The organism is Pseudoalteromonas sp. A22, from assembly GCF_018141345.1.
In the GTDB taxonomy this organism is placed as follows: domain Bacteria; phylum Pseudomonadota; class Gammaproteobacteria; order Enterobacterales; family Alteromonadaceae; genus Pseudoalteromonas; species Pseudoalteromonas maricaloris.
On sequence record NZ_CP047238.1, the window covers coordinates 3,081,025 to 3,092,827 of the forward strand.

General features: G+C 45.6%; 15 protein-coding genes and 1 riboswitch. Of the genes, 2 read left to right on the top strand and 13 right to left on the bottom strand.

The window, feature by feature from the left end; genetic code table 11:
- Positions 1–4: 4 nt before the first annotated feature.
- Positions 5–283, bottom strand: a complete 279-nt coding sequence (locus GSF04_RS18750) for a hypothetical protein (protein ID WP_130163554.1) — start codon at positions 281–283, stop codon at positions 5–7.
- Positions 280–1,056 carry a peroxide stress protein YaaA gene (gene yaaA, locus GSF04_RS18755; protein WP_211858355.1) on the bottom strand — a complete coding sequence of 259 codons (777 nt, stop codon included), beginning with the start codon at positions 1,054–1,056 and terminating at the stop codon, positions 280–282. Before yaaA ends, GSF04_RS18750 begins: the two co-directional genes overlap by 4 nt.
- 272 nt (positions 1,057–1,328) lie before the next feature.
- Between yaaA and tal the strand changes: the two genes are divergently transcribed.
- Both tal and GSF04_RS18765 read left to right on the top strand, forming a co-directional pair.
- Positions 1,329–2,279: a transaldolase gene (gene tal / locus GSF04_RS18760; protein ID WP_174169852.1), complete on the top strand. Its 951-nt coding sequence runs from the start codon at positions 1,329–1,331 to the stop codon at positions 2,277–2,279.
- 405 nt (positions 2,280–2,684) lie between these two features.
- Positions 2,685–2,876 (top strand): DUF3545 family protein, encoded by a 192-nt coding sequence (locus GSF04_RS18765; protein ID WP_010606112.1) that lies wholly within the window; start codon positions 2,685–2,687, stop codon positions 2,874–2,876.
- Positions 2,877–2,916: 40 nt separating this feature from the next.
- Here GSF04_RS18765 and ung read toward each other — a convergent pair whose 3' ends face one another.
- The 11 genes from ung to nqrM form a co-directional block, all read right to left on the bottom strand.
- Positions 2,917–3,585, bottom strand: coding sequence for a uracil-DNA glycosylase (gene ung / locus GSF04_RS18770; RefSeq protein WP_211858356.1), 669 nt, complete (start codon positions 3,583–3,585; stop codon positions 2,917–2,919).
- On the bottom strand, positions 3,582–4,433 hold the full coding sequence (locus tag GSF04_RS18775) for a cobalamin-binding protein (protein ID WP_211858357.1): 852 nt from the start codon (positions 4,431–4,433) through the stop codon (positions 3,582–3,584). The genes ung and GSF04_RS18775 overlap by 4 nt, the downstream gene beginning before the upstream one ends.
- Complete coding sequence (cobO, locus tag GSF04_RS18780) at positions 4,433–5,029, bottom strand: cob(I)yrinic acid a,c-diamide adenosyltransferase (protein WP_045987675.1); 597 nt, start codon at positions 5,027–5,029, stop codon at positions 4,433–4,435. The genes GSF04_RS18775 and cobO overlap by 1 nt, the downstream gene beginning before the upstream one ends.
- A gap of 1 nt (position 5,030) precedes the next feature.
- Complete coding sequence (locus GSF04_RS18785) at positions 5,031–6,503, bottom strand: cobyric acid synthase (protein WP_211858358.1); 1,473 nt, start codon at positions 6,501–6,503, stop codon at positions 5,031–5,033.
- Complete coding sequence (gene cobU / locus GSF04_RS18790) at positions 6,500–7,039, bottom strand: bifunctional adenosylcobinamide kinase/adenosylcobinamide-phosphate guanylyltransferase (RefSeq protein ID WP_211858359.1); 540 nt, start codon at positions 7,037–7,039, stop codon at positions 6,500–6,502. The genes GSF04_RS18785 and cobU overlap by 4 nt, the downstream gene beginning before the upstream one ends.
- Entirely contained in the window at positions 7,039–7,821 is a 783-nt protein-coding gene (locus GSF04_RS18795; protein ID WP_211858360.1) for an adenosylcobinamide-GDP ribazoletransferase, read from the bottom strand. Before GSF04_RS18795 ends, cobU begins: the two co-directional genes overlap by 1 nt.
- Positions 7,821–8,876, bottom strand: a complete 1,056-nt coding sequence (gene cobT, locus GSF04_RS18800) for a nicotinate-nucleotide--dimethylbenzimidazole phosphoribosyltransferase (protein ID WP_211858362.1) — start codon at positions 8,874–8,876, stop codon at positions 7,821–7,823. The genes GSF04_RS18795 and cobT overlap by 1 nt, the downstream gene beginning before the upstream one ends.
- Positions 8,869–9,894: an iron ABC transporter permease gene (locus GSF04_RS18805; RefSeq protein WP_045987679.1), complete on the bottom strand. Its 1,026-nt coding sequence runs from the start codon at positions 9,892–9,894 to the stop codon at positions 8,869–8,871. Before GSF04_RS18805 ends, cobT begins: the two co-directional genes overlap by 8 nt.
- On the bottom strand, positions 9,891–10,688 hold the full coding sequence (locus GSF04_RS18810) for an ABC transporter ATP-binding protein (protein ID WP_211858364.1): 798 nt from the start codon (positions 10,686–10,688) through the stop codon (positions 9,891–9,893). The genes GSF04_RS18805 and GSF04_RS18810 overlap by 4 nt, the downstream gene beginning before the upstream one ends.
- 68 nt (positions 10,689–10,756) lie before the next feature.
- A riboswitch (cobalamin riboswitch) is annotated at positions 10,757–10,885 on the bottom strand.
- Between the two features lie 18 nt (positions 10,886–10,903).
- Positions 10,904–11,503 carry a histidine phosphatase family protein gene (locus tag GSF04_RS18815; protein WP_211858365.1) on the bottom strand — a complete coding sequence of 200 codons (600 nt, stop codon included), beginning with the start codon at positions 11,501–11,503 and terminating at the stop codon, positions 10,904–10,906.
- 80 nt (positions 11,504–11,583) lie between these two features.
- Entirely contained in the window at positions 11,584–11,796 is a 213-nt protein-coding gene (gene nqrM / locus GSF04_RS18820) for a (Na+)-NQR maturation NqrM (RefSeq protein WP_010372193.1), read from the bottom strand.
- Positions 11,797–11,803 lie beyond the last annotated feature (7 nt).

Sequence of the window (11,803 nt, forward strand, 5' to 3'; positions counted from 1 at the left end):
TGAATTAGAAGGAAGCGGGATAAGTCGGTTTTTCGTCCGTAATTTCCCATTTATCTTCTGTTGGTCTATCCACTCGACATTGGTTTTGCTGTTGGAAACACCTGTCCTCACAGTTTTGCACTTGCATCGGATCCGAGTAATCTCTACGACAGCTCATAGAACACGAACGTGAATCACCTTCGCAATCGACAGGCACATTGCTGACTCTAGTTGTAAAATGTCCACTACAGCCGCTAACAAACACAGCGGCGAACACTGCTGCTACCCATAATTTTGTTGTCATTGCTCTGCCCTCAAAAACACCGGTTCTTGGGCCTTTTGCGTTGCTTCTTCACTAAAGCGGTATCCTGCAATATCAAACGCTTTCAGGCTTTCCAAATCCGATACTTGGTTCTCAATGATATACCTTGCCATCATACCGCGCGCTTTTTTCGCGTAAAAACTGATGACTTTGTATTGACCATTTTTACAATCTTTAAAGATAGGAGTGATAATTTCGCCTTTCAGCGCTTTCTTATCTACCGCTTTAAAGTACTCATTTGAAGCTAAGTTCACCAAGTATTGTGTTTGTGCCCCTTCCATGACCTTATTCAGTTTTTCAGCGATAATCGTGCCCCAAAACTCATACAGGTTTTTGCCACGCGGGTTACTTAACTTTGTACCCATTTCTAAACGATAAGCCTGCATTAAGTCAAGTGGTTTTAGGATGCCATACAGCCCAGATAAGATACGTAAATGATTTTGCGCATAATTTAAATGAGCCTCAGTTAGGCTTTGCGCTTCTAAACCGACATACACATCGCCATTAAAAGCAAAAATAGCTTGTTTAGCATTGTCTTGTGTAAAAGGCTCTGACCACTCGGCAAACCTTGCCGCATTTAAGCCCGCGAGCTTGTCGCTTATCTTCATTAAGCTACCGATCTGCTGTGGTGATAAATCGCGACAAACTTGAATAAGTGACTCGCTATGCTCCAGCAGCTCTGGCTGTGTGTGCATCTTGGTTGGCGCAGGTGTTTCATAGTCTAGGTTTTTCGCTGGAGAGATAACTGTGATCATGGTTTGCCTATTGACTTAGCTAGTAATTAATGTCAATTTCAACACTATCCCCAAGTAACTTCAAGTGTTTGTCCGCTTTCACTTGGGCTTAAGCAATTCGCTGTTAAAGTACAGCTTCGCTTTACAACTCGACCTTATATAACAATAACCCTAAATAACGAGTGTGATATGTCGCCCGATACGGACATATGACCTATTCAGCTATTTAATGGTGTTGCAACATAAGGCGTCTAATATCACTTCGCTGTTATCAATATTGGAATGAGGAACACATGACTTCAGCATTAGATAGGCTAAAACAACATTCATCAATCGTCGCTGACACCGGTGACATTGAAGCCATCCGCAAGCTACAGCCTGAGGATGCAACAACTAATCCTTCTCTTTTACTTAAAGCGGCAGAGACGCCTGCTTATCAGCCTTATCTAACAGAAGCTTGGGATTATGCCAAAGCCAATGAAAGTGACGCTGACAAGCAATTAGCGCTTGCTTGTGACTATTTTGCCGTTGTGATTGGTAAAGAAATCGCAAACTCTGTGCCGGGATATATCTCAACAGAAGTAGACGCACGTTTATCTTTTGATACCGAAGCGACTATCGCAAAAGCAAAAACGCTATTAAATTTATATGAAGCGCAAGGCGTAAGCAAAGACAAAATCTTGATTAAGATTGCATCGACTTGGGAAGGTATTAAAGCCGCTGAAGCACTGGAAAAAGAAGGTGTTAAGTGTAACCTAACGCTGCTATTTAGCGAAGCGCAAGCACGTGCATGTGCCGATGCAAACGTATTTTTAATCTCACCATTTGTTGGGCGTATTCTAGATTGGCACGTTGCCAACGGCCTAGAAAAACCAACTGACCCACTACAAGATCCGGGTGTACAATCTGTTCGTAGTATTTTTGAATTCTATAAGCAGCACGGTTATAAAACCGTTGTAATGGGCGCCAGCTTCAGAAATACAGGTGAAATTCTAGCCCTAACGGGTTGCGATAAGCTCACGATTAGCCCTTCTCTATTAGAAGAGCTCGCTGCAATGCCTGCAAACGAAGATTACCTACTTGAGGCTGACTTTGCGCCTAAAGCAAAACCTGCTGCGCTTAGCGAAAGTGAGTTCCGTTGGTTACATAACCAAGACGCAATGGCCACAGAAAAGCTTGCTGAAGGTATTCGCTCATTTGCCGATGCACAAGAAACACTAGTCGCACGCTTTAAAGCACTGTAAGCGCCTTAAACATTCGATTTCGAAACGCCGCATATTGCGGCGTTTTTGTTATCGCTCTCAATACAAACCTTTCTGACACCTCCTAGATATCACCCGAATTGACCTTCATCAAACTGTCACTTGGTTTTAACTCAAAAGACACAATTGTGTTTTATTTTTATCCCGTCTGTGGTATATCAATATCACTTGAAGTGAAAATTGATGCCGCTACTTTCTGGTTTTGGTACAAAAAGCAAGCAACGCGGGGTTGTTTGTAGCGTACTTTAGCTATCAGACTTTTATCGGTTCCTCATGTTGAGGTTTGCCAAATAGTATGAAGAAATCAACGGTGTCATTGCAGTTGTAGTGCTAACAACAGCCGAAGCAAATGCCACTTTAGGTTGTTTTTATCAATAGGAGATTTTCATGGATACCCTAGACGAGTTATTAGAATTATTAGAAAGTCCGGATACTAGGAAAAAAACTTCATCTAAGGGCAAAAAAAGAAAATGGCGTGAAATTGAAGCGCTAAAAGATAAACAGCGACTACGCAAAGAACTACAGGAATTGGATATTTTCGCAGACAATGTTGATTTAGACGAATTTGATTTTAACTAAAAAGAGCGCCCTTCACGGCGCTCTTTTTGGTTTTTATCTGCTATAGCTCGGCCAATCGCCAGTCGATTGGCTGCTTACCCATTTGTGTGAGCAGCTGATTGGTTTTACTGAAATGGCCACTACCAAAAAAGCCGCGATGTGCTGAGAGCGGCGAAGGGTGTGGTGCGTGTAAAACATGGTGACGGCTTGTGTCTATGCTTTTACCCTTTTTCTGGGCGTGTGAGCCCCAAAGTAAGAAAATCACACCTTCGCTGTGGGCATTCAGCCTTTCAATCACTACATCTGTAAAGCGCTCCCAGCCTAAATGCTTATGTGAATGGGCTTGGCCTTGTTCTACTGTCAACACCGTATTTAACAGCAGTACGCCCTGTTTAGCCCAGTCAATTAGGTAGCCGTGATTAGGTATGCGAAAGCCGTCAATATCCTGCACCAACTCTTTATACATATTATTTAACGACGGCGGCGGCTTAATCCCAGGCAACACAGAGAAACATAAACCATGGGCTTGATTAGGACCGTGATAGGGGTCTTGCCCTAAAATCACCACTTTAACCTGATCGAAAGGCGTGACTTTGAACGCTTCAAATACTTGTTCATGGGGCGGAAATACATTTATACCTTGAGCGCGACGCTCTGCCACGTAATCCATGGTTTGCTTAAAGTAATCTTGTTGTTTTTCCTGACCTAACACGTCACTCCACGTTGTCATGCTTCACCTTTTTTCATCATATTATAATGGCTTCGAGAAGCGTCGAGTTTACCACATAAATCCGATATTCCCTCGAGCATACGATAGCTATAACGATGGAGCAGATCGGCATCTACCGAAATAGTTTGTTGGTACTTTACCGCAGGGATCGACGGCCATTGCTGCCATGCAATTGCTTTAACTTCTTGTTTGGTCTTTTCTTCAGGGATCACAATCACTTGTGGTGATTTCAACAGAACATTCTCAATGCTAATTTGCGGATAGTCCGTGGTGGCGTCGGCAAAAACATTTTTCACATTACACACAGTAAATACTTGCTGTAACCAACTTTCGCCTCCGACGGTCATCAGCGGAGATGGCCACAATTGATAAAATACAGCTAAGCTAGCGCTTTGCTTATACTGAGCTTTTAGCTCATTTAAGCGTTTAGCAAATAAATCCGCCTGTTGCTGAGCTTGGGCTCCAAAGCCAGTAATTTTACCTAGGCGTAGCAACTCATCGGGTAGTTTATCTAGATATTTCGCTTCACTATAAATCACGTCAACACCAAAGCTTTCGAGCTTTTCAAGCATAGGAACGTGACTTGCATTTTTCCACGCAATGATAAGATCAGGCTTAAGTGCCAAAATTTTCTCAACCGAAATACCTTGATAGTCACCAACTTGAGGCAGTTGCTTGGCTGATTCTGGATAATCTGCATAGGCTACCGTGCCTACAATCCGCTCCCCAGCTCCTATTGCATAAAGATTTTCGACAATATGAGGCGCAAGCGCGATGATCCGCTCTGCGGGCTTAGCACTAACGCTAAAGGCAAAACCTAGAACAATAAATAAGGCGAATTTTAGCATCAGTAGTCAAACCCTTTTTGCGCCTTAATGCCGGCCTCAAACGCATGCTTCACATTACGCACTTCGCTCACGGTATCTGCAAGCTCGGTCAGGCGTCGATGTGCACCGCGCCCAGTTACAATCACTGATTGCATGGTAGGACGGTTTTCTAGCGCCGTTATGACTTCGTCCAAATCTAGATAGTCATAGCTCAACATATACGTAATTTCGTCAAGCAATACCAAGTCGATGCTTTCATCTTGTAGCCATACTTTTGCTTGTTGCCACGTAGCCTGCGCGGCGGCAGTGTCGGTTTCACGGTTTTGCGTTTCCCATGTGAAGCCCGTTTTCATGACCGCAAATGGCACGCCAACTTTTTCGAGCAAATTGCGTTCACCGCAATCCCAGGTTCCTTTAATAAACTGTACAACCGCAGCGTTCATACCATGACCGACACAACGCGCAACGGTGCCGAAACCAGATGTTGACTTGCCTTTACCGTTACCTGTGATCACTTGCAAAATGCCCTGCTCTTGCTGCGCCGCGGCAATTTTTTCATCGACTTGTTGTTTTACTTTTTGCTGTCGTTGCTGATGTTTATCTTGTTGTTCGCTCATGTTATTCCTCAATTATTTTCATCAATTTTTGCCAATCTAAATGTGCTTCACAGCTATCGGCAAGACGCGTAATTTGTTGCTCTCTGTGCTTCGCTAAATCAATCGCGGCAGTGCCCGCTTGATTACTACCAGCCCAAGACAAGATAGCCTGTGTTGCGGCAACCGTATCAAATAAACCATGTAAATAGGTGCCTGCAATTTGATTATCTCGGGAGATAAAACCGTCCTGCACACTATTATTTGGATGTGTGTTAAATCGCAAGAATGGCACCTCTAGTGCCGCTCCATAAGAAATCCCTGCATGGATCTCGTAACCACAAATTTCAGCACTTTGCTCATCCAATTGGCAAATGCCAGATACTTGCGTCAGTACTTTTTGCTCTGAGAGTGTGGTCTCAAAGTCAGCCAGACCAAGCCCAGCAACTTCACCAAGTGTTGATTCCACCGCATTTGGATCTCTGATGAACTTACCTAACATTTGCAAACCGCCGCACACACCTAGTACCTTACCACCGTACCTCAGGTGCCGTTTGATTTCTTCTGCCCAACCCTGTTTGCGTAAGAAGGTTAAATCGCTCAACACATTTTTGCTGCCAGGCAGAATGATTAAGTCACAAGGACCGATAGATTCTTGATAGCGTACATAACGCAAATCCACTTCAAGGTTTAAGCGCAAGGTGTCAAAGTCGGTGTGATTGCTAATATGAGGAAATAGTAAAACCCTGACGCTTAACGATCCCCGTTCACAGATATTGTCCACCGTCACCGCATCTTCTGCATCGAGCGCTAAGCCATGCAAATAGGGCAATACCCCAAGTACAGGCTTACCCGTTTTTTGCTCGAGCCAGTCAAGTCCAGATTGCAATAACGCAATATCACCACGGAAGCGATTGATCACAAACCCTTTAACCAAGCTTTGTTCATAGTCACTTAATAGCGCAAGTGTGCCAACCAAGTGTGCGAACACCCCGCCTTTGTCGATATCAGCGATAATAATCACGGGGCATGCAACTTCACAGGCAAACCCCATATTGGCAATGTCATTTTCACGCAGATTGATCTCAGCAGGGCTCCCCGCCCCTTCCACTATGCACAGCTCAAATTGTTCGCTGAGGCGTTGATGTGAGGAAAGTACGGCCTCCATCGCTACCTTTTTGTAATCATGATAAGCGGCTGCTTCCATATTGCTAATGGCTTTGCCGTGAATGATCACTTGAGCGCCAGTGTCAGAGTTTGGCTTAAGCAAAATAGGATTAAAGTCTGTGGATAGCGGGACTTTTGCGGCCTCGGCTTGGAGTGCTTGTGCCCGACCAATTTCACCGCCGCACGGTGTGACGGCACTATTTAGTGCCATATTTTGCGGCTTAAAAGGCGCAACCGATAAGCCTCTTCGTTGCAGCACCCGGCAAAGTCCCGCAACCAGTGTACTTTTACCGGCATCCGACGTGGTGCCCTGCACCATTAAGGTTTTCATACGTCTTGACCTTTTAAACATTGTGGCAAGCCTGCAATAACAAAATCGACTCTATCGGCCACTTTGGCAATGTCTTGATGGAGCCAACCAGACTCATCAACAAACTCACGGCTTAGCTCGCCAAGCGGAATTATCCCATGTCCCACTTCGTTACTAACCAAAATAACAGTGGCAGCACAGCTTTCTAGTGCCACCAGCACATGTTCTTTTTTGTCTATGGTCGCGGCTTTGCCCATTTCGCATAAGCCAAAACTCAGCCATAAAGTCAAACAATCGATAAGTAACAGCGCATCTTCGCGTGCAGTAGCAATAAGCTTATCAATATGCCATGGCTCTTCCACTAGCTGCCAGCGGCTATCGCGCTGCATCTGGTGAGCAAACACTCGGCTTTTCATTTCTTCATCTTGGGCTTTTGCAGTTGCAACATAGTAAAGTTCGTTCACCGCACCTTGCTCTAACATTAGAATAGCGCGCTGCTCTGCCAAGCGACTCTTGCCTGAGCGAGCACCGCCCAGTATTAACTGTATTTGTGCCATTAGAGATGACCCACAATAAAAAGCAAAATAACAAGCTCAGCAAGTTGCTGCGCAGCCCCTAAACAGTCTCCGGTGTAACCACCGAGCTGCGCGTTAAACCATTTAATGCACACAAGTCTTAACACAAATAAGCAAGTACACAGCATCAGCAAGTCGAACAGTGAAAGCGCAAGCCATGGCCAACAGAAAATTAAAATCGCGATGGTAGTAAGCGTAAGACGAGTCGCTGCAGCACTCGATAGATATTTAGCTACAGGCTTAACTTTGCTCAGCTTATCAGCTTGTACATAGTCAAGTGCACCGATTAAAGACACCGCAAAGGCACGGCTTAGGCTATGGGCCAAAATAAGTGCAGCGAGTGTCACTGCAAAGTCATTAAAGAGCATGGTCAATAGCGAAGATTTGGCCAATAACAGCAATATCAGCGCACAACTACCGTATGTACCAAGACGGCTATCTTTCATGATCTCAAGCTTTTGTTCACGGCTCCAGCCACCGCCAAAACCGTCAAAAACATCGGCAAGACCATCTTCATGGAAAGCGCCGGTAAGTATAATACTCGCAGCCAGTGCAACGACGGCGCCGAACATTAGCGACACACTACTACTGGCAACATAGCCAAGTATGGCCGAGAAGCTACCAACAAATAAACCAACTAAAGCAAAGTAACCACTCACTTCGTTAAGTTCATCAGATGAAGGGGCAGGATCCAAACGAATTGGCACCCGCGTTAAAAACACCACGGCAAGCTTAAACAGTCGCCACTCTTGTTGCCACTGCATTATGCGTCTACCACTTGCGTAACATGGGCATCGGCAAAGCTTGCCATTTCGCAAAAAAAGCCTAGCGCAGCTTGTAATAATGGAAGCGCTAGAGCGGCGCCCGTTCCCTCACCCAAGCGCATATCTAAATGTAGTAATGGCTCAGCGTTTAACTGCTCTAACATTAACTTATGACCTTGCTCCATAGAGCCGTGAGCAAACACCATATATTGCTTACTATGCGGTGCTATTCTACTTGCCAACATAGCCGCTGCGGTGGAGATAAAGCCATCCACTATGATTACTTTTTGTGCCCGAGCAACCGCCAGCATGGCACCAACCATTTGCACAATTTCAAAGCCACCTAGGAGCTGCAAAATTTGCTCTGGTGTCGCAAGCTTATCTTGATGATATTCTAGAGCCTGTTTGATAAGTGCCCGTTTTTTGCAAAGCGTTTCATCGTCAATGCCTGTACCGCGCCCCACACACAATTCCACACTCGCCCCGCTGAGCGCCGCTAAAATTGCAGCTGCAGAACTGGTATTGCCAATCCCCATTTCACCAAAAGCAATCACGTTGCTACCCGCTTCAATAGCGGACATCACCACTTGCTCTCCATATTCAAGTCCTTGCTTGAGCTGCATTTCGCTCATCGCGGGTTGTTTATGGAAGGCATGAGTAATATCGCCAAGTCGCTGCGAGCGCAAATTCGGCGCAGGCTCGCATGGCACTAACGTGCCACAGTCTACTACGGTTAACTGCCAACCAAGTTGTCGACAAAAGACGTTGATCGCTGCACCGCCCTGCACAAAGTTTGCAACCATTTGCCCAGTCACTTCGCTTGGCGCAATAGAAACCCCTTGGCTTGCAATACCATGGTCACCCGCAAAAACAAACATTGCAGGGCGTGTTATTGCTAACTGCTCTATGTTTAATTGCGTCTGCCCTTGTGAGAAGATCTGTACTAGCTGCGCAGCCAAGACTTCAAGCTTACCAAGCGCACCTAGCGGTTTGGTTTTTAAATCAATGCGCTGTTGAATAAGCGTGTTTAAGCGAGTATCTAACGGTTTAACCATGGGTAACTCCGACGCCTCCAGAGCGGCGATTTTTGAAAATAAGCAATGCTAAGAAGAACACGCTGCCAATGGCGGCGGTGATCACCCCCACGGGAAGTTCCTGATTATCGATAAGCGTGCGCGACAATACATCCACCCATAGCATCAAAAGCGAACCGCAAAGCGCGGTGGCCACAAGCCCAATGACCTTTGCTTGCGAGATAAAAAAGCGCACGATATGCGGGATCATCAAGCCTACAAATCCAACTCCGCCGCACGCAGCCACAAGTACTGCGGTGAGTAAGGAGCTCAATAACAACATACCTATTCGCACTCGTCCTACATTCACGCCAAGCGTGGTGGCACTCTCATCTCCGAGCAACAAAGCGTTGAGTGGCCGACGCATCACTAAAAGCGTGATAAAACTCAGTAGCACGACCAAACAAGGAAGCCATAGCCATTGCCAGCTCGCCCTTGCAAATGAGCCTAGATTCCAAAACAAGATTGCACTGATGGCTTGAGGGTCACTCCAATAAAGCAACAAGCTGGTAAAGGCACTGAACAGAAAAGAAAGTGCAACGCCCGCCAAGAGCATAGTTTCCACCTGCTGTAGCGCATTGCGATTTGCCACAAATAAAAGTAGCAAGATAGACAGCAAACTTCCGACAAATGCAGCCCCAGACATCATTAGGCTAGACTGTGCACCAAATAGCGCGATAAGCACCACCACACCGAATGAAGCACCTGAAGAAATACCAAATAAATAAGGATCAGCTAGAGGGTTACGCGTCACGGTTTGTAAAATAAGACCCGCTATCGCCAGTCCTGCTCCCGCGCTCATCGCCAGTAACGTCCGTGGCAGACGAAGCTCAACTACCACTCGTTGTTGAAGTACGTTGGGATCGAAATTAATAATCGCTTGTATAACCGTATGCCAAGATAAATCAATCGCACCGATCTTAAGTGCCATCAGCATGCTAAAACAGCACAAGCTCAATAGCAGTATCGATATCAACGCGATCCGCTTTGCAGCAATCATAATTGATACCCGTAATGAAAGCGTATATGTGGGATCTCACTGTTATTTGGCGGATGGCGGACAGTAGAAACCTCTGCACATACCCCAAAAACTTGGCTTAATAGGCTTTCGGTAATGACTTCAAGTGGCGACCCATCTGCAACAAGCTCACCGTTATTTAATACTAATAAGCGGTCACACAAGGCGCTAGCCAAATTTAAGTCGTGAAAAGACGCAATGATAGTAACACCAAGCTGTTTGGCCAGCTCCATAATTTGGATTTGATATTTAATGTCCAAATGGCTGGTGGGCTCATCCATTATCAATACTTGAGGCGCTTGCACCATGGCACGTGCGATCATTGCCCTTTGCTTCTCCCCACCAGACAAGGAGCTAAAACATTGCTCCAATTTATGGCTCAATCCAACCTGCTCAATGGCATGTAAGATTGCCTGTTTTTCAGCAGCCGTTGTTGTCGCGAGCAGTGATTTATTCGGTGTTAGCCCCATCAATACCATATCAAATAATGGCAGAGTAAACTCAGCGGGGATCTCTTGTAGCACCACAGCAACATGTCTCGCGTAGGCTTTACGTCCATAACTAGCTAACGGCTTATCATTGAAAAGTAGCGCCCCAGAACTTGGTGCTGTGTATTGATATAAAGTGCGCAGCAAAGTCGACTTTCCAGCACCATTCGGTCCGAGCAAACCAATAAATTCACCCGAATTAATAGCAAAGCTGAGTGCCTTTAAGATGGCTTTACCACCAAGCTGTACGCTAAGTTTATCGACTTGAAATTGTGGAGTGACTGCCATAGCACCTCTGATTGGGCACGGCAAAGTAGTAGCTTATAGACAAGCGACAACTTTGACTTAAGTCTGCCCGCTTAAGTATATGGATAGGCCTTGGTATCTGACTTATGCAAGAGACAAGGCTCATACACTTACAGTTGCGGGGACAGTTGAGGACTCACACCTCATTCCCAATATCTGCCTATCACGAAATTTGCAATATTATGAAGTCTAGACGTCTAAAATACAACTTTTGGCCAAGCAGTTTGGCAGCTGTCGTAAAACACCTCAACTTTTACTATACCCGCATAAGGAATATCTATCTTCGATTGGTATGCGGTGAGCTCGGGCGATAGGTCGAGAATAAGTGTTACAAGCGCTTTTATTACTCCTGCATGCGCTACGACGGCGATACACTCTTCACTTGGCGACGCCAAAATGCTGTGCCACCACGTGGCGACCCGGTGATGAAAATCATACATGGACTCGCCCTCAGGAGGCGTGTGCAGCCAAGGGTTTTGCCAAAAGTCACCGATGCTTGGAAATTGGGTTTCGCGCCAAAGCGTATCATAAGGTTGTCCATCCCATAATCCAAAATCAAATTCGGCGAGATTTGCCTCCACCTCAACGGGGAGTTGATACTGCTTTGCAAAGGCTGTGGCTGTATTCAGGCAGCGCTTCCTTGGAGAGCTAATAATACGCTGCAGGCCACTTAGACTCGTTAACGATTGCAGCAATTGCTGAGCACCTATGGTACTGAGCTCGGGATCTGTCACTCCAAGTAAATGGCCTGATAGAGTCGTTTCACCATGACGAACAAAATATAGCTGCCGCTGCATTTTTACTTAACCTAAGGTTTGTTACCCAAAAAGCAAAAACGCAAGCTAAGCTTGCGTTTTCAATTAATATCATTCTACGGTTACAGGATCTGGTTTTCTTTCCACATCTCTTCTTTTGCTAACCGCTTTTTGCGTTTGTCGCATGGATCGTCGCAATCACAAATTTTGTCAATGCCCATTGAGCCCAAACCACCACAGCTACTTGCCATGGATTTCTTTTGTACGATAACGCCTACTGCCATCGCAACAGCGATAAGCATAAGTAAACCGAAAGTAAGGAGGAATAAAGACATTATCTAG

Excerpts from the sequence above, each read along its gene's own strand:
- GSF04_RS18775 (WP_211858357.1), bottom strand. The coding sequence starts at position 4,433 with ATGCTAAAATTCGCCTTATTTATTGTTCTAGGTTTTGCCTTTAGCGTT.
- GSF04_RS18805 (WP_045987679.1), bottom strand. The coding sequence starts at position 9,894 with ATGATTGCTGCAAAGCGGATCGCGTTGATATCGATACTGCTATTGAGC.
- cobU (WP_211858359.1), bottom strand. The coding sequence starts at position 7,039 with ATGGCACAAATACAGTTAATACTGGGCGGTGCTCGCTCAGGCAAGAGT.
- GSF04_RS18795 (WP_211858360.1), bottom strand. The coding sequence starts at position 7,821 with ATGCAGTGGCAACAAGAGTGGCGACTGTTTAAGCTTGCCGTGGTGTTT.
- ung (WP_211858356.1), bottom strand. The coding sequence starts at position 3,585 with ATGACAACGTGGAGTGACGTGTTAGGTCAGGAAAAACAACAAGATTAC.
- GSF04_RS18810 (WP_211858364.1), bottom strand. The coding sequence starts at position 10,688 with ATGGCAGTCACTCCACAATTTCAAGTCGATAAACTTAGCGTACAGCTT.
- cobO (WP_045987675.1), bottom strand. The coding sequence starts at position 5,029 with ATGAGCGAACAACAAGATAAACATCAGCAACGACAGCAAAAAGTAAAA.
- GSF04_RS18785 (WP_211858358.1), bottom strand. The coding sequence starts at position 6,503 with ATGAAAACCTTAATGGTGCAGGGCACCACGTCGGATGCCGGTAAAAGT.
- nqrM (WP_010372193.1), bottom strand. The coding sequence starts at position 11,796 with ATGTCTTTATTCCTCCTTACTTTCGGTTTACTTATGCTTATCGCTGTT.
- GSF04_RS18815 (WP_211858365.1), bottom strand. The coding sequence starts at position 11,503 with ATGCAGCGGCAGCTATATTTTGTTCGTCATGGTGAAACGACTCTATCA.
- yaaA (WP_211858355.1), bottom strand. The coding sequence starts at position 1,056 with ATGATCACAGTTATCTCTCCAGCGAAAAACCTAGACTATGAAACACCT.
- tal (WP_174169852.1), top strand. The coding sequence starts at position 1,329 with ATGACTTCAGCATTAGATAGGCTAAAACAACATTCATCAATCGTCGCT.
- GSF04_RS18765 (WP_010606112.1), top strand. The coding sequence starts at position 2,685 with ATGGATACCCTAGACGAGTTATTAGAATTATTAGAAAGTCCGGATACT.
- GSF04_RS18750 (WP_130163554.1), bottom strand. The coding sequence starts at position 283 with ATGACAACAAAATTATGGGTAGCAGCAGTGTTCGCCGCTGTGTTTGTT.
- cobT (WP_211858362.1), bottom strand. The coding sequence starts at position 8,876 with ATGGTTAAACCGTTAGATACTCGCTTAAACACGCTTATTCAACAGCGC.